Genomic DNA, 23756 nt, shown 5'->3' with positions numbered 1-23756 from the left:
GCGCACCGCGCATGTCGATCAAGAACGCCTTAGCCTGGACGAAGTTCGAGCAGGCGACCGTTCTCGCCGTCTTCCAGCACCCACAGTGCGCCATCCGGTCCTTCGATCACCGACCGGATGCGCTCGCCCATGTCGTATCGCGCGGCTTCGCTCGCTTGCGTGCCGTTGACATCGACGCGGATCAGCGCCTCGGTCTTGAGGCCGGACATGATGAGGTCGCCGTTCCAGCCGGGGAACAGGGTGCCGGAGTAGAATACCATGTTGCCCGGCGCGATCACCGGCGTCCAGTTGACGACGAACTTCTCGAACCCGTCGTCCGGCGAGTGGTCGGGAATGTTCGACCCGTCGTAATTCACGCCGTTCGAGCGGACGGGCCAACCGTAATTGGCGCCCTTCTTGACGAGATTAAGCTCGTCGCCGCCTTTGGGGCCGTGCTCGACTTCCCACAGGCGGCCTTCGCTGTCGAAGTCGAGGCCAAGAATGTTGCGATGGCCCCACGACCAAATCTCGTCGCTCGGGCTGCCGCGATCGGCCAGCGGATTGCCGGCGGCGGGCGTACCGTCGAGATTGAGTCGCACGATGGTACCTAGGGTGTTCGACGTGTCCTGCGCCGGTTCGCCCTTCTGCCGCTCGCCGCTGGCGACGAACATGTACCGCTCGTCCGGGCTGAAGGCGATGCGGTGCGAATAATGGCCGCGCCCGGTGACCTTCGGCGTCTGCCGCCACAAAATTTCGAGCCCTTCGATCGAGCAGCTATCGCTTTGAATGCACAGTAACTGTCCGCGTCCTACGACGGCACCGCGAGTGTCGCCTTGGCCCGCTTCCGCCCAGCTGAGATAGATCGTGCGATTGGCCGTCTCGCGATCCGCTTCGCTTGGCAGGAAGGCGACGTCTCCAAGACCACCCTGTCCACCATAATCCACTACCGGCAGTCCGGTTATGTCGATCACATTGCCGTTCCGCGTGTCTACGATCTTCGCGGTGCCGGGTCTTTCCGTGATGAACAGCATCGACGTACCCGGTACGAAAGCGCTGGCCCACGGTTCGTCGAAGGTGCCGTGTTCGGTGATGGCGAATTCCCCATCGAACGTATCGCCGGTCACCGTGCCGCCCCCGGTCGTGGGAGTGGGCGCGACAGAGTTATTCCCCGATGACGTCGAGCCGCAACTTGCGGCGAGCAACAGGGGCGATAGAGAGGCGGCAAGGATCGAGATTTTCTTCATGTTCTGTGCAACTCCCGAAAAAGGCTTAGGTGCCGCGCCACTGATCGTCGGGGTGGACGAGGCGGGGCGCGGACCCTTGGCCGGTCCGGTCGTGGCCGCAGCCGTCGTCCTTTGCAAGCCGTGCCCCGGCGGGCTGAACGATTCCAAGAAGCTCTCGCGCCTCGTGCGCGCCGAACTCGAACCGGTGATCAAGCGCCGCTGTGCCTGGGGCATCGGCGTGGTCGAGGTGGACGAGATCGATCGCCTCAACATCTTCGGCGCGACCATGCTGGCGATGACGCTTGCCGTATCGCGCCTGGTCGAGGCGCTGGGCTGCGACCCCGATGGCGTGCTGGTCGACGGCAACCTAACGCCGCATGGCCGCCGCCCCGAATGGCGCTGGCCCGCCCGACCGATCGTCGGCGGGGATGCACGCGAGAAATGTATCGGCGCGGCCTCCATCCTGGCCAAGGAACACCGCGATCGGATGATGCGCGAAGCCGCCGCCGCTCATCCGCATTACGGGTGGGAGCGCAATGCCGGTTACGGAACGGCCGAGCATCTCGAAGCATTGCGAACATACGGACCGAGCCCGCTGCACCGCCGCAGCTTTGCGCCGGTCGCGCAGATGGAGATGTTCGCGTGAGTTTTGCCTTTTCCGATATACCCGAGCAGCGCGGCAGGACCGCGATCGTCACCGGTGCCAATACCGGGATCGGGCTGGAGATCGCGCGTGGCCTTGCGCGAAAGGGCGCCACGGTCGTGCTGGCCTGCCGCGATGGCGACAAGGCGCAAGCCGCGATGGAGGCCATCAAGAGCGGACCCGAACAGGCCGATCTCGCCTACCTCCATCTCGACCTCGGCAATCTTGCTTCCGTCCGCGATGCGGCGGACGAAGCGAAGGGGTACGAGCGGATCGACATGCTGATCGACAATGCCGGCATCATGATGCCGCCGCTGGGTCACAAGATGGGCGTGGAGCAGCAATTCGCCGTCAATCATCTTGGCCATTTCGCGTTCGTCGGATTGCTGCTCGACAAGCTGGCCGAGAACGGCGGAGCACGGGTGGTCACCCAGTCCTCGATCGCGCACAAGGGTGCGAAGATCGACTTCGACAATCTCGATGCGACCCATGGCTACGGCAAGCAGAAGTTCTATGGCCAGAGCAAGCTCGCCGACCTGCTGTTTGCCCTCGAACTCGATCGCAGGCTACGCGCGGCGGGTTCGCCGGTGAAGTCCATCGCCTGCCATCCCGGCATCGCCCAGACCGACCTGACGCGCCACCTCGGCGTGGTGGGCAAGGTGTTCAATCCGATCGTCGGTCTGGCGCTGAATTCCGCCGCACAGGGCGCGCTGCCGGCCCTGCAGGCGGCGACCGACCCCGAGGCCGAAGGCGGGGACTATTATGGCCCCTACGGCTTCCGGGAAATGAGCGGCACCACCTCGGGCCGAGCGATCGCGACCGACACCGCGAAGGACGAACTGCTCGCCGCGCGCCTCTGGGCGAAATCGGTCGAATTGACGGGGATCGATCCCGGCCTCGATCCCGCAAACGGCTGAGCGCCGAAGCGAGTCTTCCGCGCAACACACGCAAGATATCGAGTCCGCCGAGCGTGTGCGGACTCAACATCTTGAGCTTGCTGCGCGCCTTACGACCGCCTGCTTCGATAGGCAGCCGACAAGTTGCTTGACCCCGCATCCATTTGGACTCACCCTGTGGATAACTGAAGACGGGGAAATGCGATGGGGGTCCTTGAGGCCACGAAAATCGGCGCGAAAGCGCGGGAGAGCGCGGTCGAGCTGCCGCTCGGTCGGATACTGCCGGGCGACTGCGTCGAAGCGATGCGGAGCTTGCCGGATGCTTCGGTAGATCTCGTCTTCGCCGACCCGCCTTACAATCTTCAGCTTGGCGGCGATCTCAACCGGCCCGACGGCAGCCATGTCGATGCCGTGACCGACGCTTGGGACCGGTTCGACAGCTTCGCCGCCTATGACACCTTCACCCGCGCCTGGGTGACCGAGGCAAAGCGCGTCCTCAAACCCGATGGCGGGCTGTGGGTCATCGGCAGCTATCACAATATCTACCGTGTCGGTGCGATCCTGCAGGATCTCGGCTTCTGGATCCTTAACGATATCGTCTGGCGCAAGACCAATCCGATGCCGAACTTTCGCGGCACCCGCTTCACCAATGCGCACGAAACGCTGCTCTGGTGCAGCCAGGGTGAGAAAGCGAAATACCTTTTCAACTACCGCGCGATGAAGACGCTCAACGACGAACTCCAGATGCGTAGCGACTGGGTGCTGCCGATCTGCGCCGGCGGGGAGCGGCTGAAGGAGGGCGGCCACAAGGTCCACCCTACCCAGAAGCCCGAAGCCTTGCTTTACCGCGTGCTGCTGGCGACGACCGAGCGAGGCGACGTGGTGCTCGACCCGTTCTTCGGCACCGGTACGACGGGCGCGGTCGCCACGCGATTGGGCCGCGAATGGATCGGCTGCGAGCGCGAGGATGGCTACCGTGATGCCGCACGGAAGCGGATCGCCAAGGAACTTCCGCTCGATGAAAGCGCGCTGACGACGATGCAGGCGGGCCGCGCAGCGCCCAAGGTTGCGTTCGGCGCCCTGGTCGAGAACGGCTTGATCCCGCCCGGTACGGTGCTGTTCGACAAGAAGCGCCGCTGGGAAGCGACCGTGCGGGCGGACGGGTCGCTCGCTTATGGCAAGCAAGCTGGGTCGATCCACGGCCTCGGCAAGGAATTGCAAGGCGCACCAAGCTGCAACGGCTGGACCTTCTGGCATTACGAAGCGGGCGGCGAGGCAAGGCCGATCGATTCTGCGCGGCAAATCTATTTGCTCGCGGCCGAAGACTGAAACCCGCGTAACGCCTCACTTGTAATGGTTACGATTTTATTGCTATGAACGACTCAAGCGACCTTTTTGGTTGCTAGGGAGTGGGTCGATCATTTCTCTTATCGTTCGAAAGTGTGCCACCACGCTCGGGGTGCTTTGTCTGGCTTCTGCCGGTTGCGCACCCACGGCGGCCGAACGGCAATCACCTCCAACATCGATTGGGGAGCAATCCATGACGAGCGTGCCGCAGGCTTTTCAGGGGATCGACGGAATACAAATCCTTTGTCTGGTTCAGGCAGACGGCGTTCCCGCGGATGACAGCATTAGAAACCAGCTGTGCGACCGGGTTGCGGCTGCGGCGGGGCAGGGCACGGAGCTGGCTGTAAGCACTATAGCGCTGGGCGATCCGGCCGTGCTTTCGCAAAGCAAGCTGACAATCCTGGTTCATGGTGCGATCGAGGGCGGCGACCGCGCAATCCTGACGATGCGGCCCTATCGCCCATCGGCGCCGGGTTCCGATGTCCTGTTCGGCGCAATGCCGCGGGTCGCCTCGCTTTCTGACGAGGCGGGCATCAAATCCGCCATCAATGCTTCGCTGGACGAGATCCTGCCTTGGCGCGCAGGCATCGCCGGAGTTCGAAAATTACCGTAATTCTTAGGGAAGGGAATTCATATGGAACGTATTATTCTTAATGACATCGAAATCCAGCACACCGATGCATTCGATTGTCAATGCAGCGTTTGTCAGGGTGATCCTGAAACGCGCGAGGGATCGACCGATCTGGTCGGACCATACGTTATTCCATCCGACAGCCTCTCGGCGTCTGTCGATCCGCTTGCCGGAACGGTAGCGCCGAATGGCAAGCCGATCTGGTCGGTCGAGCAAATCGCTGCACACCTGAATCGGACCGGCGCCAGCTGGATCGATGGCCCGGACCCGGCTCCCCAGCGGGGCGACGATGATCCCACGACGATCACGTTCGGCTTCTTCGAGTCGCAGGCCGAGCTGGTCGATAACGGTTATGTCTATTTTATCGGCGATGACGGTTACGGGTTCTCGGAATATTTCAACTTTGCATCCTTCACTGATGCACAGCGCGCGGCGGCTCGCGAAGCCGTACAGAGCTGGGACGACGTTGCGGCGATTTCTTTTGTCGAAACGGATGCGGACAACGCGGATATCAATTTCGGCAACTTGGCGAGCGCACCGCAGACGCAGGCTTACGCCCGCCTCCCATTCGCAAATCTCACGTCTGATCCGGACATCAATGCGCAAATCCAGCCGATTGCCGGAGACGTCTGGATTTCTGCAAGTCAGGCCAGCAACTTCCAGCTGGATGAAGGTCGCTACGGCCTGCAGACGCTAACCCATGAGGTCGGCCATTCGCTAGGACTGTCTCACCCTGGCGCGTATAACGCTGCTCCGGGCGTTTCGATCACGTATCCGAACAACGCGGAATATTACCAGGACACGCGTGCCTACACCGTGATGTCCTATTTCAACGCCAACTTCTCCGGTGGGCAGCACTTCGATTTCCACCTGTCGACCACCGCCTATTCCGGCGTGCCGCTGGTTCACGATATCGCTGCCATTCAGGCGATGTACGGCGCGGACATGACGACCCGTACCGGCGATACGACGTACGGTTTCAACAGCAATGCAGGCCGTGATTCGTACGATTTCGATGCGACCCCGGCACCGATCATGGCGATCTGGGACGCCGCTGGTGAAGATACGATCGACGCATCGGGTTACGACACCAACCAGATCATCGATCTGCGTGAAGGTGCGTTGTCGAGCATCGGCGGCGTCACGATCGATTCCGCGCCGACGTTCGAAGAAACGAATGCTAACCGCGCAGCCGCGGGCCTGCCGCCAATCGCGCGTGCGACATACGATGGGAATATTGCATTCCTCGCGGCCAATCCCGGGATTGGCGCTCTGACCGATAATGTAGGCATCGCTTACGGTGCCATTATCGAAAACGCGATCGGCGGAAGCGGCGATGATCTCCTCGTCGGTAACGATGCCGAGAACACGCTGACCGGTAATGGCGGTAGCGACGGGCTATTCGGCGGTGCGGGTGCAGACGTGTTTGTCCTCGACGGCGACTTCGCCGGGGACGGATCGGATTTGATTGCCGATTTCACTTCCGACGATACCATCCGCCTAACCAATGTTGCCGGTGCGCGCGTGGTGTTCGAGCAGGTCGGGGAAGATACGGTTATCTCGTTCGATGGTATCGAGATCGCGACCGTCGCGGGCACGGATGCGGCAGCAGCTTTGGCTGGCGCAGACTTCCGCAACTCCCCCAGTTCGACGACGCTCATCATCGACGGCGAAGAGATGCCCCTGGCGATCTCGGGCACGTCTGGTGACGATACCATCCGCGGCATCGCGGGTGTGGAGAACGTGATTGCCGGAAACGCCGGAGATGATCGTATTCTGGGTCGTGGCAAGAGCGACGTATTGCTCGGCAACGCCGGTAACGATGTCCTCGATGGGGCCAATGGCAGCGATACGCTGTTCGGCGGACGCGGCGACGATGAACTGATCGGCGGCAACGGCGGCGATACCTTGAATGGCGATCGCGGCAACGACCTGCTTCGTGGCGGTAACGGGAACGACATTCTGACCGGAGGATCGGGTTCGGACGTGTTCTTCTTCGAGAACGACAACTTCCGCGCCGGCGTCGATCGGGTCACCGATTTCAACGTGGATGAAGATTCGATCGAATTCTCGGGCAACCCGAACTCCGTCACCTTCAGCAATTCCGCAGCCGGCGCCGAGATGTTTGTAGATGGAAACCTGATGGCTATCTTCGAAGGTGTTACCGCCGAAGAAATGCTTGGCGGACCTCCTCCTGCTGCTGCGTTCGAAGCGGCGAGCGAGGCGAGCCAGCTTTCCGCGGCACACTCCTTCTATGCCGGAAACACGATGCCGCTTGAATTGTTGAGCGACGTTGTGATGTACTGATCGATGATGCATCGCGTTCCTGTTTGAACGCATAGGCTAACGGGAAGGGCTTCGATTTAGTCGAGGCCCTTTCCGCATCTGCCATCGGGATGTGCATCCTACAGATTCCAAGATAACCGTGGGGATATCGTTGCAAATATATATTCGCCCCATTGGCTTCGCGCCTGGTCCGCAAGCTGAACACGGTAACGCGGTCCGCCTCGCAGGGGGCATGATGTATGCAAGCCGGTTCGCAGTAATCCTTCGTCGCGAAGGAAGGACGCAAGAACGCTGGCTTGCGTCACCCGATAAAATGGCTGAGGTATTGGGTCAGCTGCCCGATACGGTGGGCGCAGAGGCGGAAGCGCAATGGGCCAATCTTACCTTGGCCCATCCGCCGCTGGAATTGGGACCACGGACCGTGCGGCTCGATCAACCGCAGGTCATGGGTATTCTCAACGTCACGCCGGACAGCTTCAGTGATGGCGGCCGGTTCCTTGACGATCGTGAAGCGGGGCGCGCCCATGCTGCAGCGATGGTAGAGGCGGGGGCGGCCATCCTGGACGTCGGCGGCGAAAGCACGCGACCCGGCGCGAAGGCAGTCTGGGAAGGCGACGAGATCGAGAGAGTCGTCCCGGCAATCGAAGCGTGCGCGGCAATGGGCGCGGCAGTCAGCGTGGACACGCGAAAGGCGTCCGTGATGGAGGCAGCACTCGATGCAGGCGCGCATCTCGTCAACGACGTAAGCGGTCTGACGCACGACCCGCGTAGTGCCGAGGTGGTGGCGAAGGCAGAGTGTCCCGTGGTGATTATGCACACGCCGAACTCAGGGGATAACCTCCACGATGGGGGAGGCCATGGCGATGCGATGTTCGAGGTATTCGATATCCTGCGGGCGCGAAGGGACGCAGCACTGGCTGCGGGGATCGAAGCGCGCAACATCATCCTCGATCCCGGCATCGGCTTCGGGAAGTCTCTCTCAGACAGTCTTTCGCTCATAAACACTCTGCCCATGTTCCATGCTCTCGGCCATCCGCTTTTGCTTGGTGCGAGCCGCAAACGCGTTGTGGGGGCACTCGACAACGAAGCACCCGCAGACGACCGTCTGGGAGGCAGCCTGGCTCTGGCGATTGCAGGCATGAACGCCGGCGCGCAGATCCTACGTGTGCATGATGTCCGCGAGACCGTTCAGGCGCGCAATGTGTGGCGGGGTTTGCGCGATCAGGCGCTTACCGATTTTTCCGATCTGCCCGCCTGAGACATTCCCAAGCGGGCGAAATCGAATTAGAGGTCAGGCCGCCTGATTTTCCTCGATATATTCGTCGACATCCTTTTTCTCGCGCTCGTAATGCGCATCGTGTTCCATCTGGAACGCGAGATACTTGATGCCAAGCTTGCGGCGTTCATCCGATGACACGTGGCGGCGGAAATCGGGCATGCCCTGTCGCTCTTCTTCGGAAAGGTGCGCGCTGTTTCGGCAATTGGCGAGGTCGACCTTCTCCCACCATTCGTCGGAGCCGACTTCCAGCTCGGCGGCTTCTTCTAGGGCTTCGGCGATTTCGTTGTGATCGCCGATCGCGTCTTCGGTGGTTTCCTCGGCGCTTTCGGAATCGGCCGCGCCTTCGCCCTTCTTGAGAAGCGCGGGATAGAAATATTGCTCTTCCGCCTGCGCGTGAGATTCCAAGTGATTTTTCAGGCGGTTGAAGATCTTGCCTAGCGAATCCTTGTCTTCGCCTGCTTCATCCAGAGCGGCGAAGAGGCGGCGCTGTTCGCCGTGGTCGTGAAGAATGGCGTCGACGATATCCATGAGATGTTCCTTTTCCTGTTTTCAGGACAACGGAACACGGGCGCGGGCGGTTCCGCCGCCACGCCGATAGCGTCAGGCGGCGTTGTCGATCCCGAGTTCGGAAAGCTTCCGATAGAGGGTCGAGCGGCCGATCCCGAGCCGCCGCGCGACTTCGGTCATGCGACCGCGATAATGGCCGATGGCGAGCCGGATCACGTCGGCTTCGATTTCCTCGAGCGGACGCAAATTGCCGTCGTCAGTATACAGCAGGACGCCTACGCCGCGCGCTTTGCTTTCGCCGCGCGCCGGATTGTCGCCGAGCAGATTGGATAGCTGCGGGAAGCTGTCCGCCGTCAGCGCTTCCTTGTCGCAGAACAGCACCGCGCGGAACAGGACCGCCTGCAACTGGCGGACATTGCCCGGCCAGTCGTAGGCTTCGAGCAGGGTCAGCGCGCTGTCGGCGATTGAATGGTGCGAAAGTCCGGGACGTTCCTTGAACCGCGAAAGGAAATAGCGGGTCAGGGCGGGGATGTCGCCCAAGCGCTCGCGAAGGGGAGGCAGCGTGATCCGCGTCGCTTTGAGCACATTGTAGAGATCTGCGCTGAACTCGCCGTCCTCGACCAATTGATCGAGCGGAAGGTCAGATGCCGCGAAGACGCGTACGTCCACTTTGAACCCGTGGTCCGCGCCGGTGGGACGGACGATGCCTGTCGAAAGAGCCGCAGCAAGCCGCTCCTGCGATTTGAGGTTCAGCCGATCAATCTCGTCGAGCATGAGCGTGCCGCCGTCGCAGGCTTGCAACAGGCCATCCTGCCGGTCGAAAGCACCGGCGAAAGCGCCTTTCTCGTGCCCGAATAGCAGCGAATCCAAAGAATTCGCTTGCATCGATCCGCAATTGACGAGCTTGTCGCAGGTTTTCGAACGGGTACTCGATGCGTGCATCGCGCGCATCAGCATTTCCTTGCCCGTGCCGGGCTCGCCTTCCACCAGCACGTGCCCGTGGCTACGTGCCGCGGTCGCCGCCTTGGCAAGCGCCGTGCGGAACGGTGCGGCCGTGCCCACCATCGCATCGAAATCGAGTTTCTCGCTCAGTTTTTCGGCAAGCGGCTGCAATTCGTCCTGCGGTGCCTGCACGCGCGTCGCATTGCGGAGCGCCTTGAGCAGGCGTTCGGGCGCAACGGGCTTCATCAAGTAATCGGTCGCACCGGCGCGCATCGCCTCGACGGCGAGCAGCGGCGAGGTGCTGGCGGTCAGCATTAATAGGGGTAGACCCGGACGTTCCGATTTCACCTCGCGAATGAAATCACACGCCTTGTCCCCCGGCACCCATTGATCGAGCAGAACGGCCGCATAGGCATTGCCTTCGTCCGAGGTGAGCGCGGCGAGCGCCGTCTTGCAATCGTCGAACACCACGGCGCGCCAGCCTTCGCGTGCTGCGAGAGCGCAAACGAGACGGCTCTGCGCCGGCTCGTCATCGATCAGCATCAAAAGACGCTCTTCGCTCTCGGCCATAATTCGAATACTCCCTGTTTCGGGAAGCAAAGAAGGTCCCCGATCGAGCGAGAACTTACGCGGCACACGTTAAAAGCGGCTTAAGCGCGATTATTGGGGTTGTTCATCAAAAGCTGCTGTCCTCTTGCCCGCAAGGAGCGCCCGCTTTAGGAATGCGGACCAGACAAATTCAACCTGAGGAATTTACGCGCAATGGAATCCGCGAACGACCGGAAAGCACATGCCCGCACTTATGGCAGCTTCATCGGAATGCTGAAGTGGTCGGTCCCGTTGATCGTAGCCATCGCGGCGATCGTCGTTATCATCATCGCAAGCTGAGCCGCCGGTGCGGATCGCGGCGCTGAAGGAAACCGCATCCGGTGAAAACCGGGTCGCCCTGACGCCCGAAACGGCGAAGAAGTTCATCGCGCTCGGCGCGACCGTTGCCGTCGAACGGGGTGCGGGAGCGGGCGCCGCGATATCCGACGAAGCGTTTCGGGAGGCTGGGGCCGAAGTCGGGTCGGCTGCGTCCGTACTCGCAGAGGCGGACATCGTGCTGGGCGTTCAGGCGCCCGATCCGACCGCTCTGACGGCGGCGAAGGACGGGGCATGGGTCGCGGCGACCTTCGATCCGTTCCGGAACCGCGCGCAGATCGATGCCTATGCGGATGCTGGCCTCGAAGCGCTGGCGATGGAATTCATGCCGCGCATAACACGTGCGCAGAGCATGGATGTGCTCTCCAGTCAGTCCAACCTCGCCGGATACAAGGCGGTGCTGACTGCGGCGAACGAATACGGACGCGCGTTCCCGATGATGATGACCGCAGCCGGTACGGTGCAGGCCGCGCGGGTGTTCATCATGGGCGTCGGCGTTGCCGGACTGCAGGCGATTGCGACGGCCAAGCGTCTGGGTGCGCAAGTATCGGCCACCGACGTCCGCAGCGCGACGAAAGAGCAGATCCAGTCGCTCGGCGCCAAGCCGGTCTTCGTAGAAGAGGTCGCGGGGATCGAGGGCGAAGGCTCCGGCGGCTATGCGACCGAAATGAGCGAGGAATATCGCAAGGCCCAGGCCGACCTCGTGAGCGCGCATATCGCCAAGCAGGACATTGTCGTCACCACCGCGCTGATCCCCGGACGGCCCGCGCCGAAACTGATTTCGGACGCACAGATCGCGACGATGAAGCCGGGCAGCGTGGTGTTCGATCTGGCCGTCGCGCAAGGCGGCAATGTCGAAGGATCGCAACCGGACGAGACGGTGTTGCGGCACGGGGTGAAGATCGTCGGCTATTCGAACACAGCCGGGCACCTGGCGGCGGATGCGAGCGCGCTGTTCGCGCGCAACCTCTACAATTTCCTTTCCGCCTTCTGGGACAAGGATGAGGGCAAACCGGTTCTCGACGAGGAAATCGGAAACGCCGTGCGGCTGACGCAGGGCGGCAAGGTCGTGAACGAGCGGCTTATTCCTCAGGCCGCATAAACGAGCGCAGCGGCTGCATCCGATTGTGGCCGATCCGGGTAGCTTCTCCTGACCCACAGGAGACTCTTCGATGCGCAAGCCAAACCTTTTCACGATTTCCGCAATTGCGGCGTTCAGCTTCACCACCGCCGGCTGCATGACGATGAATGACGACATGGCTATGGGCGATGAACAGATCGCCTATGTCGATGGGGCGGCCATGTATCCGTCCAAGAATATCGTCGAGAACGCGATGAATTCGCCGGTTCACACGACGCTGGTGGCCGCCGTCAAGCAAGCCGGTCTGGTCGATACGCTGATGGGCCCGGGCCCGTTCACCGTTTTCGCACCGACCGATGCGGCTTTCGCCCGCGTTCCCGAAGCGATGCGCAACTCGCTGATGATGGATCAGAACCGCGCCAAGCTGCAAAAGCTGCTGACCTATCATGTCGTGCCGGGCCGCATTACGGCTGCCGATCTCATGTCGCGTATCGAGGCCGGTAACGGGCGCGCGATGATCAAGACCGTCGAAGGCGAAGACCTTACCTTCATGATCGAGAACGGGAACGTCATGCTGATGGGCAAGGGCGGCAGTTCCGCCTTCGTCACTCAGGCCGACGTCATGCAGTCGAACGGCGTGATCCATGTCGTCAACGGGGTTCTGACACCCACTCTGTAACGGCGCCACACCTTCCCCGGTGTCGTTCGGGGCCGTCTGCATCACCATTCCCGCAGGCGGCCCTTTTTTGTGTCCACACGTCTTCGCTCGACAGGGGGCGTGACGATTGTAATAAGTCAGTCGTTCGGAAGAGGGGAGTGGCCGTGGACTTCATCAGCATCCTGTCGATCTTCGTGCTGGCATGTTTCGTCGGCTATTACGTGGTCTGGTCGGTCACGCCCGCGCTGCACACGCCCCTGATGGCGGTGACCAATGCGATCTCCAGCGTGATCATCGTCGGCGCGCTGATCGCGGCGGCCGCGGCGGATGTGCCCGGCGCGAAGTGGCTGGGGCTGCTCGGCATCGTGCTAGCGAGCATCAACATCTTCGGCGGGTTCGCGGTGACGGCGCGCATGCTCGCGATGTACAAGAAGAAGGAGAAGAAGTGATGCGTCGCCTTCTCCTGACTATCCCTGCCTTTGTGAGCTCTTCGCCAGTTTGGGCCCTTGAGTGCACAAATAATCCGCCACCGGGGTCAAACCTTCTACTGTGTGACATGATGCAGGCTATTGAACACCAAGCGGTGAACCCGTGGGTGGCGCTCGCCTATCTCGTCTCGGGCGTGTTCTTCATCCTTGCGCTGCGCGGCCTTTCCTCGCCCGCGACGAGCCAAGCCGGCAACCGGTTCGGCATGATCGGCATGCTGATCGCCGTAGTGACGACGCTGGCGACCCACGACATCGCCAATATCGTCGAAATTCTGATCGCGATCGCAGTCGGCGGCGCAATCGGCCTCGTGATCGCCCGCCGCATTGCGATGACAGCCATGCCCGAGCTGGTTGCGGCCTTCCACTCGCTGGTCGGCCTTGCCGCTGTGCTGGTCGGCTGGGCGGCCTATCTTAATCCGGGCGCGTTCGGCCTGCTCGAGAGTAGTCTCCGCTTCTCAGCAGAGCTGTACGATGGGACCGTTATTTCAGGAGCTAGCAATTCGATTTCGCCGGTCAGCAAGGTCGAGATGGGGCTCGGCATCGCCATCGGGGCTATCACATTCAGCGGCTCGGTCATCGCCTTCCTGAAACTCAGTGGGAAGATGAGCGGATCGCCGATCCTCCTACCCGTGCGGCACCTGATCAACCTCGGCACGCTCGCCGTGATCATCGTGTTGACCGCACTGTTCGCGATGGCGGGACCTGATCAGACGCTGCCGCTGATCGTCGCGCTGACCATCGCAGCCTTTGTCATCGGTTTCTTGCTCATTATCCCCATCGGCGGGGCGGACATGCCGGTCGTTGTGTCGATGCTGAACAGCTATTCGGGCTGGGCGGCAGCGGCGATGGGCTTCACGCTCGGCAATACGGCGATGATCATTACCGGTGCGCTGGTCGGCTCCTCGGGGGCGATACTGAGCTACATCATGTGCCGCGCGATGAACCGCAGCTTCATCAGCGTGATCGCGGGCGGTTTCGGTGCGGATGCCAGCGCTGGCGGCGGCGAGACGAAGGAGCAGCGCCCCTACAAGCAGGGCAGCGCCGCCGATGCGGCCTTCATGCTTGAGCAGGCGGAAAAGGTCATTATCATCCCCGGCTATGGCATGGCGGTGGCGCAGGCGCAGCACGCCTTGCGCGAAATGGCCGATCTTCTGGAAGAGAAAGGCGTGGAGGTGAAATACGCCATCCACCCCGTCGCCGGGCGCATGCCGGGGCACATGAACGTGCTGCTCGCCGAAGCGCAGGTGCCTTACGAGAACGTCTTTGAGCTTGAGGATATCAACAGCGAATTCGCGCAGGCCGACGTGGCCTTTATCATCGGCGCGAACGACGTGGTGAACCCGGCGGCCAAGACCGACAAGTCATCGCCCATCTACGGCATGCCCGTATTCGATGTCGACAAGGCCAAGCAGGTGTTCTTCATCAAGCGTTCGATGGGCGGCGTGGGCTATGCCGGGGTCGACAACGATGTTTTCTATATGGACCAGACCATGATGCTGCTGTCCGATGCCAAGAAAATGGTCGAAGAAATAGTAAAGGCGTTGGATTGATGCGTGTAATTATTCTCCCTTTGATCGTGTTGCTGGCAAGCGGCTGCGCCCAGCAGATCGCCGAAGGACGCGTGCGGACGGCGCTGGTCGATGCCGGACTATCGCAACGCCATGCCGGTTGCATGGCCGAACGGATGGTAGACCGTTTGACTATTGACCAGTTGAAGAAGCTGGAACGCGTGAAGGCGCGGCCGGGAGAAGCCGAAGACCCTGTCAGCCTTTCGGACTATGTCGCGCGTGTCCGCCGGGTCGGCGATACGGAAGTCATCGGCGTGACGGCCTCGTCCGCTGCTCTGTGCGCCACCGGCCTCGCCGACGAAGCGCGATAGCTGGCCTTCAGCCCACGCGAGCCGGGCCGGTATTGACGCAAAATCGGAACTCCCCCACCTAGGCTTCGTTGGCGATAGTGGCGCGATGATTGCGGCGTCAGACAGGAGGAAACGGGGCAGGTGCGCAAACTGGGTTTGATCGGCGGTATCAGCTGGATATCCACGCGCGCCTATTACGAGAAGATCAATCGGCGTGTGCAGCATCTCGGCCAAGCGGTCGCCAGTGCGCCGATGCTGATCGAGAGCCTCGATTATGCGCCGATCCACGAAGCCAAGCAGGACGACGATTGGGACCGGATTTCCGGCACGCTGATCGATGCGGCCCGCGGGCTGGAACGTAGCGGCGCCGAAGGGCTGGCGATGGCATCGAACCTGATGCATCGCCAGTACGACGAAGTTGCCGCGGCGGTCGACATCCCCGTACTGCATATCGCCGACGCCGTCGGTACGCATCTTTCAAGCAAGGGTGTCGAGAATGCCGCCCTGCTCGGAACGCGCGAGGTGATGACGGGCGGTTTCTATCGCCAGCGCCTGGTTTCGCACGGCGTATCCCTGCTTCCGCCGGACATGAACGATGTCGAGATGGTGGACGGCATCATCTACAAGGAACTGATTTTCGGCCGTGTCACGCGCAGTGCGGAGCGCGCCCTGAAGACGATCGTGACCGGAAAGGACAAGGCGGGCGCCAACGCCATCGTGTTGGCGAGCACCGAACTGGAGCTCGTCGTCGACACGCGTGCGAACGTTTTGCCGGTTTTCGATTCTACGGAGATACACTGCAATGCGATTTGTGACTGGATTTTAGGTCGCAAAGAAGGGTTACCAACCTAACGGAATGCAATCCACGGTGATCGACATCATCTGAACGGTCACGCTGTTTGTGAGCATTCCTTTGAATGTCTGCACCACTTTCTTTTGCCCGCAAAAGCAACAAGTTCGCCTTTCGTTCACGTTGTTCGGCCTGCCTCGCTCGCATAGGGCGGGCCGGGCATGGAAAGAGCGCCTTACGCCGCGGATCCCGTCAACTCGCGGGGCAGGGAGTTTCCCGAACAGCGGGACGGCACGCGCGGGCCGCGCACCGAATTCCAGCGCGACCGGGACCGGATCATTCATTCCATCGCCTTCCGGCGCCTTCGTTCCAAAACGCAGGTGTTCATCGCCCCGGACGGCGATCACTACCGCACCCGCCTGACTCACAGCCTCGAGGTTGCACAGATCGGTCGTGTGATCGCGCGTGCGCTCGGTCTGGACGAAGACCTGACCGAGGCGCTGTGTTTAGCGCACGATATCGGGCATCCACCCTTCGGCCATGCAGGGGAGGCGGCTCTTGGCCATGCGATGATGCAGGCAGGTGGATACGATCACAACGCGCAGGGAATTCGCACGCTGGCCCGCATCGAGAACCCCTATTGCGATCGGCAGGGTCTCAATCTCACTTGGGAAACGCTGGAAGGGATGGCCAAGCATAATGGCCCGGTCGGCGCACCAAATTGGGCGCTTGCCGAGATCGACCGGGCATTCCCCTTGGAACTCGGCCTATGGCCATCGCTTGAAGCGCAGATCGCTGCGATCGCGGATGACATCGCGTACGACAATCACGACATCGACGATGGCCTGCGCGCAGGGTTCCTAGAGCTCGACGATCTCCTCGAACTGGATTTCGTCGCCGATCAGTTTCGCGCGGTCGAACGGCGCTTTCCCAACGCCTCGCGCGACCAGCATCTGCGCGAACTCGTTCGCACGCAGATCGGGCGGATGGTCAACGATGTCATCGCGCAGACGCAGCAAGCGGCCGCGGGATATGAAAGCGCCGATGCCGTTCGCGAGGCGGGCAAGCAGATCGGCGGGTTCAGCGAGGGCGTTGCGATTGAGGAGCGGCGCCTGAAACGCTTCATGTACGACCGCCTATACTATCACCCCGAACAGATCGCGACGGCGGAACGCGCGCGGGACGTCATGGCCCGCCTCTACGCGGCCTTCAGTCAGGACGCCTCGCTTCTACCCGATGCCTGGCTGGCCAATTTGCCGTCAAACGATCCGCAACGCAGCCGCCATATCGCCGACTTCATCGCCGGAATGACCGACCGCTTCGCCATCGACCAGTATGCCCGTATTTATGGACGCATACCCGAAGGCCTTTCGAATGTCTGACCACGCGCCCCTCGGCATCACCCTCGTCGGGGCCACTGGCCTCGTCGGCGGGCAGGTGATGGCGAATTGCGTGGGGCGGGAAGACGTGCGTCTGTCTGCCATCGCACGTCGCGAAACAGCCCTGCCGCCCGGTATCCGTATGGAACTGTTCGTCGCCGAACCCGACAAATGGCACGAGGTGATCGAGGCCTTGCGACCCTCGGCCGTCATCTGTGCGCTCGGCACGACGTGGAAGAAGGCGGGTGAGGAAGAAGACGCGTTCCGAGAAGTGGACGAGCGACTGGTTCTGGATGTAGCCAAGGCGGCCAAGGTTAACGGCGTAGAGCGTTTTGTAGCCGTCAGTTCGGTCGGTGCGGATGCCGCGTCGAAGCATTTCTATCTGAAGGTGAAGGGCGAGGTCGAGCGCGAACTGACCCGTATCCGGTTCCCGCGGCTCGATATCCTGCGCCCGGGATTATTGCTGGGCGCGCGTGATGCGGATCGCAGATTGGGCGAACGGCTGGCGCAGGTCGCTGCGCCGGTCACGAATCTGCTCCTGCATGGCAAGTACAGGCAATACCGCGCGATACCCGCCGATACGGTCGCAAAGGCTGCTTTAGCGCTCGCGAAGCGACCGGCGCGCGGCCGGTTCGTTCACGACAACGATGCCATACTCCGTGCCGCGCGCAGCCTGCCGCAACTGGGAGTAGAATGAGACGATGTGGGACACAGTTTTCAATATCGCCAACCTGCTTGCCCTGGCGATGTGGGCAATCCTCATCCTGTTGCCGCGTAAACCGTTCGCTATGGCGCTGGTGCTCTACTGCGGCGTAGGGCTGCTCTGCCTGACCTATGTCGTTCTCTTGGTAGGTCTCGTTTCCGGAGTGTTCGATCCGGTCCGCGAGGCTGGGGCCGGCGCGGCGAATTTCGGCGATTTCAGCTTGTCGGGAATCGCCGATCTGTTCCGGTCGGAAGGCGGGGTTACGACCGGGTGGGTGCATTACCTTGCCTTCGACCTCTTCATTGGCGTGTGGATCGCGCGCGATGCCGATGCGAAGGGCTTTTCGCGCTGGGTGCAGGCACCGATCCTGCTCGCGACCTTCATGGCGGGGCCGCTCGGACTGTTCGTCTGGCTTCTCATGCGGGAACGGCGCGCTCGCGCCGCAGGGCGGTGGTCGTGAAGCGGCATGCCCCTGCCGCAGCGCGGAATGCGGAACCCATCTCCGAGGTTTTGGCGCACGAGTTGCCCCAAAGCGGTCTCGTCCTTGAGATCGCGAGTGGGACAGGCGAACATGCGGTGTTCATGGCGCGAGGCTTCCCCCACCTCGATTGGCAGCCGAGCGACAGGGATGCGGACGGTCTCGCATCGATAGAAGCCTGGCGCGAAGATGCGGGGCCCGCAAACCTGCTCCCGCCTATTGCGATCGACGCCAGCGCACCGACGTGGCCGATCGATCACTGCGATGCTATCCTATGTATCAACATGGTACATATCAGTCCGTGGAGTGCGACCGAAGGCTTGCTGCGCGGCGCAGGCCGTTTGCTGGCGAATGACCGACCCTTGATCCTGTATGGACCGTATATCGAACAGGATGTCGAAACCGCCCCGTCCAACCTCGCATTCGACGCTTCACTGAAAGCCCGCGATAGTGCGTGGGGTCTGCGCGAGGTAAGCGCGATGGACCGACTGGCGCGCGCGAACGGTTTCCGCAGATCGGCACGGTACGAGATGCCGGCAAACAACATCATGCTGATTTACCGCCGAAGTGCATAGTCCAACGAAAAAGGCCCGCCGTTAGGGGCGGGCCTTTGTTCGAAAGATCGCGGCTTAGATTTCGTTGTCGACGGTATCCGCGGCGGATTCGAGATCTTCACCTGCGCCGCGCACCGTGTTGCAGGCAGTCGCGGTGAGAGCCATCGTCGTGATGCCGAGCGCGAGGAGAAATTTCTTGGCCATGTTCTATTACCTTCCCGAATGCTCGTGATTGAGCGTTCCGGACTGATAAACGTGTATTCGAAAACGCAGTTCCCGCGTCGCCCACCTGTTGAACGCAAAAGCGTTTGCGCCATATCCGCGCGATGCAATGGGCCGAGCCGGACTTCCTGCTGTTTGCAAGCGATGCCGCGATCCTAGCACTATGGGGGCTGGGTGCGGTTCTGATCGCGCTCGCAGCCTTGGTGATGGAGCACCGCCGCAATCGGCGCACGCGGATCGATCACGTGGGCTGGGTACCGTGGACTGGCATTTTCCTGGCATTCGCGGTGATCGGCGGCGGGTTGCTCGTGGCTGCGATCCCGCCGCTTCTTGCCGGTTGATTACTTAAAGGCAGGCTTCCAGATAGGCCTGGTCGAAACCGAACTGGCGCGCCTTTTCGAGCGTGTATGGGCGCAGGCCGGACGAACGGTATTCGCCAAGGATCTTACCGTCGTCGCTTTCGTCCAGATACTCGAACTTGAACAGTTCCTGCGTCACAATCACGTCGCCTTCCATACCGATCACCTCGGTGATGTTGGTAGTGCGGCGTGACCCGTCGCGCAGACGCTTGACCTGTACGATTAGGTCGACCGATTCCGCGATCTGGCGGCTGATGGCTTCCTTCGGAATTTTGATGTCGCCCATCAGAATCATGTTTTCCATACGGCCAAGGCATTCGCGTGGACTGTTGGCGTGAAGCGTACACATCGAACCGTCGTGGCCCGTGTTCATGGCGGCGAGAAGATCGAAACATTCCGCACCGCGAATTTCGCCCAGAATGATACGGTCGGGGCGCATACGCAGGGCATTCTTTACGAGATCGCCGATGGTGATGGCGCCTTGACCTTCGAGGTTCGGCGGACGGGTTTCCAGCGGCAGCCAGTGCGGCTGCTGCAGGCGAAGTTCGGCGGCGTCCTCGATCGTCAGCACGCGCTCGCCCGGGTCGATCATCTTCGACAGGGCATTGAGCATGGTCGTCTTGCCCGAACCCGTACCGCCGGAAATGACGATGTTCATGCGGCACGCGCCGGCGATCTTCAGCGCGGTGCACATCTTCTCGCTCATCGAACCGAAGCCCATAAGCATGTCGAGCGTGATCGGTTTCTCGGAAAACTTACGGATCGAGATCGCGGTGCCGCGCAGCGACAGGGGCGGGACGATCACGTTGACGCGGCTGCCGTCTTTCAGGCGGGCGTCGGCCAAGGGGGTGGTCTGGTCAACGCGGCGGCCGACCTGGTTCACGATCCGCTGCGCGATCTGGAACAGGTGCTGTTCGTCACGGAAGCGAATGGGCGCGATGACCAGCTTGCCCTTCTTTTCGATATAGGTCTGGTCAGGTCCATTGACCATGATGTCCGACACGTCAGGATCGTTCAGCAGTTCTTCCAGCGGACCGAAGCCGAGCAATTCGTCGACCAGCACCTTTTCCAGTGCGAACTGCTCGCGCCGGTTCAGCGTGACCTTCAGTTCGGCCAGCACTTCCATGATGATCGGGCGGAATTCTTCGGACAGCTCCTCCTTGGTCAGCGTTGCCGCCGCTTCTGGATCGACGCGTTCGAGCAGGCGGGGGAGCACCTGCTCCTTGATCTTGTGGATGCTCGCTTCGAACCCGCCGGTCTCGCTCTCGCCGGAATGTGTCGCGTTCATCCTTTCCGACAGGCGCGCCATTGCCTCGCTGCTGGAGGTGGGCTTTTTTGAGCTGGAAGGCTTGGGCGTATCGCTATCGGGGAGGGGTGGGAATTGCTCGCCGCCGCCGTGATCGTCGGAAGAGCCGTCGTCCTGTGCGAAAGACGAGCCTCCGCCGCCGCGCATCGGTTTCGCAATGCCGAATTGCGGACGACTTCCGGGTCCGTTCTTCCGTCCGAATGCGCTCATTCCACTCGTACCCCTGCAGGTCTAGGCTTTCGTATCGTGCGGCGAGCCCTGCCGCAGAAGGCAGGAAAGCCGCGTTTCCGAGCGTGGTGAATAAGTTGGAAACCTTGATTTTGTCCTAACGGAAGCGGGCCCTAGCCAGCACGGCGAATAGCGCCTAGCCGCAGGCGCCTGTCAGGAGGCGAATATCAAAATGCGCGAAAACGAAGGGAGCGGCATCCTGCTCGCGCTATGTGGATTCGCACTGCTCAGCACCGGCGACGCAGTCATCAAGACGATGGCGGGCGAATGGTCACCCCTGGCCGTGGCGGCGCTGCGTTTCACGTTCGGCGCGATCGGCTTGTCGGCCTTGCTGGCGACGACGCAGGGACCGGCGGCTTTCAAGCCAAGCAATCCCTGGCTGCAACTGGCGCGGGGGTTCTGTCTGTCGATGGCGACGATCGGCTTCTTCTCCGCCGTTTTCATCATGCCGCTGGCAGAAGCGACCGCCCTGGTCTTCGTAGCCCCGATCCTCACGGCCTTGCTGAGCGGACCGTTACTGAAGGAAAAGGTGCGACCCGCCACCTTCATTGCATCTGCCATCGCCTTCGTCGGCGTTCTTATCGTCCTGCGCCCGAATTTCCTCGCGCTCGGAATCGCCGCATTCCTGCCCTTGGGGTCGGCGTTGTTCATGTCGTTGCTGGTAATTGCCAATCGCGCCTCGGCCAATCAGGGCAGCGCGCTTTCGATGCAGGTCTTCATGGCAGTGTGCGCCGCGCCGATCATCACGATCGCCGCGCTGATAGGGAATGCTACGGGGGTGGAGAGCTTGCAGATTGGCTGGCCTACGCCGAGCGTAGCGCTGCGGTGCGCCGTCGTCGCCATCACCGCGAGCACGGCCCATTACCTCGTCTATCTCGCCACCACCAAAGCCAATGCGGCTACTATCGCCCCGATGACCTATGTGCAGCTGCTGGTCGCCGGCACGCTCGGATGGTGGTGGTTCGGTGACACGCCCGACCTGATGACGCTCATCGGGGCGCTCGTAATCATCGGCGCAGGGCTCTATCTGTGGCGCGACAACCGGCGCAAGCTGCAGTCGGCACGCGCGCCGAGCTGAGCCGGTAATTGACCGGTAAGCGCATTGCGTTACATCCGGCGAACCATCCAATCGGAGCGAATGACATGTGCGGAATCATCGGGATAGTCGGCAATCGCGGCGTGGCGGACCGGCTGGTCGACGGCCTGAAGCGCATGGAATATCGCGGATACGATAGCGCGGGCATCTGCACAATTCATGACGGCGATCTCGTCCGGCGCCGGGCGGAAGGCAAACTTGCCAATCTGGTCGAGGAACTCGCCGCGCATCCCGCACCGGGTGCCATCGGGATCGCGCATACCCGGTGGGCCACGCACGGCGCGCCGATCGCGAAGAACGCGCATCCCCACGCGACCGACCATCTCGCGCTCGTCCACAACGGCATCATCGAGAACTATAAGGAACTTCGTGCCGAGCTTTCGGTCGACGGGCGGACGCTGGAAAGCGATACGGATAGCGAAGTGGTCGCGCATTTAATCTCGCGCGAGGTCGAGAACGGGGCTGAGCCGACCGACGCCGTTCAGACCGTTCTGCCCCGCCTGCGCGGTGCGTTCGCGCTGGCGATCGCCTTTCGCGATTATCCCGATTTCCTGATCGGCGCCCGCCGCGGTTCCCCGCTTGTAATCGGGTGGGGCGACGACGAGACGTATATCGGTTCGGACGCGCTGGCTTTGGCACCACTCACCCAGCAGATCACCTATCTCGAAGAGGGCGACTGGACGGTGGTGCGCCGGGACGGCACGGTAATTTACGACGAAGCGGGCCAGAAGGTGGAGCGCGAAGTCACCACATCCGGTGCTTCCGCCGCCGCGGTCGAGAAGGGCAATTATCGCCACTTCATGCAGAAGGAGATTTTCGAGCAGCCGACCGTGGTCGCGCAAACGCTGGGTTCCTACGTCCGGCAGGCCGACAATTCGGTAGCGTTGCCCCAATTCGACTTCGACATTTCCAGCATCCGCCGAGTTACGATCGTCGCCTGCGGTACATCCTATTACGCGGGTCTCGTCGCGAAATACTGGTTCGAGCAATTCGCACGCGTACCGGTCGATATCGATGTTGCGAGCGAATTCCGCTACCGGGAGCCCGTTTTGGAAGAGGGCGGCCTGTCGTTGTTCATTTCGCAGAGCGGCGAGACGGCGGATACGCTTGCGGCGCTGCGCCATTGCAAGGAAAACGGACAGACGATCGGCGCGGTGGTCAACGTGCCCACATCCTCCATGGCACGCGAGGCGGACCTGCTGCTGCCGACCCACGCCGGGCCGGAGATCGGCGTCGCCAGCACCAAGGCGTTTACCTGCCAGCTTGCGGTGCTTGCTGCGCTCGCCGCACATATGGCGGTGAAGAAGGGGCTGATGGGCCGGGAGGAGGAGCAGAAGGTCGTCGAGCACCTGTTGCAGGCTCCTGCATGTTTGAACGCAGCGCTGGACCACGATGAGGACATCGCGGCGATGGCCCCGCTTATCGCGCCGGCGCGCGACGTCTTGTATATCGGACGGGGTCAGGATTTCCCGCTCGCCATGGAAGGCGCGTTGAAGCTTAAGGAAATCAGCTACATTCATGCGGAGGGCTATGCGAGTGGCGAGATGAAGCACGGTCCGATTGCCCTTATCGACGACGAGGTTCCGGTGATCGTCATTGCACCGTCGGGCCCGCTGTTCGAAAAGACCGTGTCGAACATGGAAGAGGTGCGCGCCCGGGGTGGGCAGATCGTCCTGATCTCGGATGCGAAGGGCTTGGCAGAGGCGGGCGAGGGTTGCCTCGCAACGATCGAAATGCCCGAAGTGCATCCGCTGATTGCGCCGCTGGTCTATGCCATACCGGTGCAATTGCTCGCCTATCACGTTGCCTGCGTCAAAGGCACCGATGTCGACCAGCCGCGAAATCTGGCGAAATCTGTGACCGTCGAATAATCCCTGCTCGATATACGTCTGATTTGAT

25 protein-coding genes are annotated in these 23756 nt (G+C 61.7%); 20 read left to right on the top strand and 5 right to left on the bottom strand.

The window, feature by feature from the left end:
* Positions 1-29: 29 nt before the first annotated feature.
* Positions 30-1223: a PQQ-dependent sugar dehydrogenase gene (locus tag E3U23_RS06090; protein ID WP_279350336.1), complete on the bottom strand. Its 1194-nt coding sequence runs from the start codon at positions 1221-1223 to the stop codon at positions 30-32.
* Here E3U23_RS06090 and E3U23_RS06085 point away from each other — a divergent pair.
* The 6 genes from E3U23_RS06085 to folP all read left to right on the top strand — a co-directional run bounded on the left by E3U23_RS06085 (position 1222) and on the right by folP (position 8263).
* The gene (locus E3U23_RS06085) at positions 1222-1848 is read left to right on the top strand and encodes a ribonuclease HII (protein ID WP_279350335.1); all 627 of its coding nucleotides are present in this window, start codon (positions 1222-1224) and stop codon (positions 1846-1848) included. The genes E3U23_RS06090 and E3U23_RS06085 overlap by 2 nt on opposite strands.
* Positions 1845-2762: an oxidoreductase gene (locus E3U23_RS06080; RefSeq protein WP_279350334.1), complete on the top strand. Its 918-nt coding sequence runs from the start codon at positions 1845-1847 to the stop codon at positions 2760-2762. Before E3U23_RS06085 ends, E3U23_RS06080 begins: the two co-directional genes overlap by 4 nt.
* A gap of 183 nt (positions 2763-2945) precedes the next feature.
* Positions 2946-4070, top strand: coding sequence for a site-specific DNA-methyltransferase (locus E3U23_RS06075; protein WP_279350333.1), 1125 nt, complete (start codon positions 2946-2948; stop codon positions 4068-4070).
* 211 nt (positions 4071-4281) lie between these two features.
* Positions 4282-4701: a hypothetical protein gene (locus tag E3U23_RS06070; RefSeq protein WP_279350332.1), complete on the top strand. Its 420-nt coding sequence runs from the start codon at positions 4282-4284 to the stop codon at positions 4699-4701.
* A 21-nt stretch (positions 4702-4722) separates the two neighbouring features.
* On the top strand, positions 4723-7026 hold the full coding sequence (locus E3U23_RS06065) for a M10 family metallopeptidase C-terminal domain-containing protein (protein ID WP_279350331.1): 2304 nt from the start codon (positions 4723-4725) through the stop codon (positions 7024-7026).
* Between the two features lie 124 nt (positions 7027-7150).
* On the top strand, positions 7151-8263 hold the full coding sequence (gene folP / locus E3U23_RS06060) for a dihydropteroate synthase (RefSeq protein ID WP_279350784.1): 1113 nt from the start codon (positions 7151-7153) through the stop codon (positions 8261-8263).
* Positions 8264-8296: 33 nt separating this feature from the next.
* On the opposite strand, the gene E3U23_RS06055 is transcribed toward folP, so the two are convergent.
* Together E3U23_RS06055 and E3U23_RS06050 are read right to left on the bottom strand one after the other, a co-directional pair.
* Positions 8297-8812 (bottom strand): hemerythrin domain-containing protein, encoded by a 516-nt coding sequence (locus E3U23_RS06055; protein WP_279350330.1) that lies wholly within the window; start codon positions 8810-8812, stop codon positions 8297-8299.
* Positions 8813-8884: 72 nt separating this feature from the next.
* Positions 8885-10303 (bottom strand): sigma-54-dependent transcriptional regulator, encoded by a 1419-nt coding sequence (locus E3U23_RS06050; protein WP_279350329.1) that lies wholly within the window; start codon positions 10301-10303, stop codon positions 8885-8887.
* Between the two features lie 192 nt (positions 10304-10495).
* Here E3U23_RS06050 and E3U23_RS06045 point away from each other — a divergent pair, with 192 nt between their 5' ends.
* The 11 genes from E3U23_RS06045 to E3U23_RS05995 all read left to right on the top strand — a co-directional run bounded on the left by E3U23_RS06045 (position 10496) and on the right by E3U23_RS05995 (position 18667).
* The gene (locus E3U23_RS06045; protein ID WP_279350328.1) at positions 10496-10621 is read left to right on the top strand and encodes an aa3-type cytochrome c oxidase subunit IV; all 126 of its coding nucleotides are present in this window, start codon (positions 10496-10498) and stop codon (positions 10619-10621) included.
* Between the two features lie 7 nt (positions 10622-10628).
* Entirely contained in the window at positions 10629-11759 is a 1131-nt protein-coding gene (locus tag E3U23_RS06040) for an NAD(P) transhydrogenase subunit alpha (protein ID WP_279350327.1), read from the top strand.
* A 70-nt stretch (positions 11760-11829) separates the two neighbouring features.
* A complete protein-coding gene (locus tag E3U23_RS06035; protein ID WP_279350326.1) occupies positions 11830-12417 on the top strand; it encodes a fasciclin domain-containing protein in 588 nt (195 codons plus the stop codon).
* A 143-nt stretch (positions 12418-12560) separates the two neighbouring features.
* The gene (locus tag E3U23_RS06030; RefSeq protein WP_160615547.1) at positions 12561-12845 is read left to right on the top strand and encodes an NAD(P) transhydrogenase subunit alpha; all 285 of its coding nucleotides are present in this window, start codon (positions 12561-12563) and stop codon (positions 12843-12845) included.
* Positions 12846-12952: 107 nt separating this feature from the next.
* A complete protein-coding gene (locus tag E3U23_RS06025; RefSeq protein ID WP_279350325.1) occupies positions 12953-14434 on the top strand; it encodes an NAD(P)(+) transhydrogenase (Re/Si-specific) subunit beta in 1482 nt (493 codons plus the stop codon).
* Complete coding sequence (locus tag E3U23_RS06020; RefSeq protein WP_279350324.1) at positions 14434-14763, top strand: hypothetical protein; 330 nt, start codon at positions 14434-14436, stop codon at positions 14761-14763. Before E3U23_RS06025 ends, E3U23_RS06020 begins: the two co-directional genes overlap by 1 nt.
* Positions 14764-14883: 120 nt before the next feature.
* Positions 14884-15594: an aspartate/glutamate racemase family protein gene (locus E3U23_RS06015; protein WP_279350323.1), complete on the top strand. Its 711-nt coding sequence runs from the start codon at positions 14884-14886 to the stop codon at positions 15592-15594.
* A 159-nt stretch (positions 15595-15753) separates the two neighbouring features.
* Positions 15754-16914 carry a deoxyguanosinetriphosphate triphosphohydrolase gene (locus tag E3U23_RS06010; RefSeq protein ID WP_279350322.1) on the top strand — a complete coding sequence of 387 codons (1161 nt, stop codon included), beginning with the start codon at positions 15754-15756 and terminating at the stop codon, positions 16912-16914.
* Complete coding sequence (locus tag E3U23_RS06005) at positions 16907-17608, top strand: NAD(P)H-binding protein (protein WP_279350321.1); 702 nt, start codon at positions 16907-16909, stop codon at positions 17606-17608. The genes E3U23_RS06010 and E3U23_RS06005 overlap by 8 nt, the downstream gene beginning before the upstream one ends.
* 4 nt (positions 17609-17612) lie before the next feature.
* Positions 17613-18074 carry an ABA4-like family protein gene (locus tag E3U23_RS06000; protein WP_279350320.1) on the top strand — a complete coding sequence of 154 codons (462 nt, stop codon included), beginning with the start codon at positions 17613-17615 and terminating at the stop codon, positions 18072-18074.
* Positions 18071-18667 (top strand): DUF938 domain-containing protein, encoded by a 597-nt coding sequence (locus tag E3U23_RS05995; RefSeq protein WP_279350319.1) that lies wholly within the window; start codon positions 18071-18073, stop codon positions 18665-18667. The genes E3U23_RS06000 and E3U23_RS05995 overlap by 4 nt, the downstream gene beginning before the upstream one ends.
* A 54-nt stretch (positions 18668-18721) precedes the next feature.
* Here E3U23_RS05995 and E3U23_RS05990 read toward each other — a convergent pair whose 3' ends face one another.
* A complete protein-coding gene (locus tag E3U23_RS05990) occupies positions 18722-18850 on the bottom strand; it encodes a hypothetical protein (protein WP_279350318.1) in 129 nt (42 codons plus the stop codon).
* A gap of 122 nt (positions 18851-18972) precedes the next feature.
* Here E3U23_RS05990 and E3U23_RS05985 point away from each other — a divergent pair, with 122 nt between their 5' ends.
* Positions 18973-19209 carry a hypothetical protein gene (locus E3U23_RS05985; RefSeq protein WP_279350317.1) on the top strand — a complete coding sequence of 79 codons (237 nt, stop codon included), beginning with the start codon at positions 18973-18975 and terminating at the stop codon, positions 19207-19209.
* Positions 19210-19213: 4 nt separating this feature from the next.
* On the opposite strand, the gene E3U23_RS05980 is transcribed toward E3U23_RS05985, so the two are convergent.
* Positions 19214-20743 carry a CpaF family protein gene (locus E3U23_RS05980; RefSeq protein ID WP_279350316.1) on the bottom strand — a complete coding sequence of 510 codons (1530 nt, stop codon included), beginning with the start codon at positions 20741-20743 and terminating at the stop codon, positions 19214-19216.
* Positions 20744-20933: 190 nt separating this feature from the next.
* On the opposite strand from E3U23_RS05980, the gene E3U23_RS05975 reads away from it, so the two are divergent.
* Both E3U23_RS05975 and glmS read left to right on the top strand, forming a co-directional pair.
* A complete protein-coding gene (locus tag E3U23_RS05975; protein WP_279350315.1) occupies positions 20934-21839 on the top strand; it encodes a DMT family transporter in 906 nt (301 codons plus the stop codon).
* Between the two features lie 65 nt (positions 21840-21904).
* Positions 21905-23728, top strand: a complete 1824-nt coding sequence (gene glmS / locus E3U23_RS05970) for a glutamine--fructose-6-phosphate transaminase (isomerizing) (protein ID WP_279350314.1) — start codon at positions 21905-21907, stop codon at positions 23726-23728.
* Positions 23729-23756 lie beyond the last annotated feature (28 nt).

The sequence above is a fragment of the Erythrobacter litoralis genome (genome assembly GCF_029760855.1).
GTDB classification, from domain to species: Bacteria; Pseudomonadota; Alphaproteobacteria; order Sphingomonadales; family Sphingomonadaceae; genus Qipengyuania; species Qipengyuania litoralis_A.
This window is presented reverse-complemented; position numbering and strand designations above follow the sequence as displayed.

Coding starts and splice junctions, on each gene's coding strand:
- E3U23_RS06085 (WP_279350335.1), top strand. CDS start 1,222: ATGTTCTGTGCAACTCCCGAAAAAGGCTTAGGTGCCGCGCCACTGATC.
- E3U23_RS06090 (WP_279350336.1), bottom strand. CDS start 1,223: ATGAAGAAAATCTCGATCCTTGCCGCCTCTCTATCGCCCCTGTTGCTC.
- E3U23_RS06075 (WP_279350333.1), top strand. CDS start 2,946: ATGGGGGTCCTTGAGGCCACGAAAATCGGCGCGAAAGCGCGGGAGAGC.
- E3U23_RS06070 (WP_279350332.1), top strand. CDS start 4,282: ATGACGAGCGTGCCGCAGGCTTTTCAGGGGATCGACGGAATACAAATC.
- E3U23_RS06065 (WP_279350331.1), top strand. CDS start 4,723: ATGGAACGTATTATTCTTAATGACATCGAAATCCAGCACACCGATGCA.
- E3U23_RS06055 (WP_279350330.1), bottom strand. CDS start 8,812: ATGGATATCGTCGACGCCATTCTTCACGACCACGGCGAACAGCGCCGC.
- E3U23_RS06050 (WP_279350329.1), bottom strand. CDS start 10,303: ATGGCCGAGAGCGAAGAGCGTCTTTTGATGCTGATCGATGACGAGCCG.
- E3U23_RS06045 (WP_279350328.1), top strand. CDS start 10,496: ATGGAATCCGCGAACGACCGGAAAGCACATGCCCGCACTTATGGCAGC.
- E3U23_RS06035 (WP_279350326.1), top strand. CDS start 11,830: ATGCGCAAGCCAAACCTTTTCACGATTTCCGCAATTGCGGCGTTCAGC.
- E3U23_RS06025 (WP_279350325.1), top strand. CDS start 12,953: ATGATGCAGGCTATTGAACACCAAGCGGTGAACCCGTGGGTGGCGCTC.
- E3U23_RS06020 (WP_279350324.1), top strand. CDS start 14,434: ATGCGTGTAATTATTCTCCCTTTGATCGTGTTGCTGGCAAGCGGCTGC.
- E3U23_RS06010 (WP_279350322.1), top strand. CDS start 15,754: ATGGAAAGAGCGCCTTACGCCGCGGATCCCGTCAACTCGCGGGGCAGG.
- E3U23_RS06005 (WP_279350321.1), top strand. CDS start 16,907: ATGTCTGACCACGCGCCCCTCGGCATCACCCTCGTCGGGGCCACTGGC.
- E3U23_RS06000 (WP_279350320.1), top strand. CDS start 17,613: ATGTGGGACACAGTTTTCAATATCGCCAACCTGCTTGCCCTGGCGATG.
- E3U23_RS05990 (WP_279350318.1), bottom strand. CDS start 18,850: ATGGCCAAGAAATTTCTCCTCGCGCTCGGCATCACGACGATGGCTCTC.
- E3U23_RS05985 (WP_279350317.1), top strand. CDS start 18,973: ATGCAATGGGCCGAGCCGGACTTCCTGCTGTTTGCAAGCGATGCCGCG.
- E3U23_RS05980 (WP_279350316.1), bottom strand. CDS start 20,743: ATGAGCGCATTCGGACGGAAGAACGGACCCGGAAGTCGTCCGCAATTC.
- E3U23_RS05975 (WP_279350315.1), top strand. CDS start 20,934: ATGCGCGAAAACGAAGGGAGCGGCATCCTGCTCGCGCTATGTGGATTC.
- glmS (WP_279350314.1), top strand. CDS start 21,905: ATGTGCGGAATCATCGGGATAGTCGGCAATCGCGGCGTGGCGGACCGG.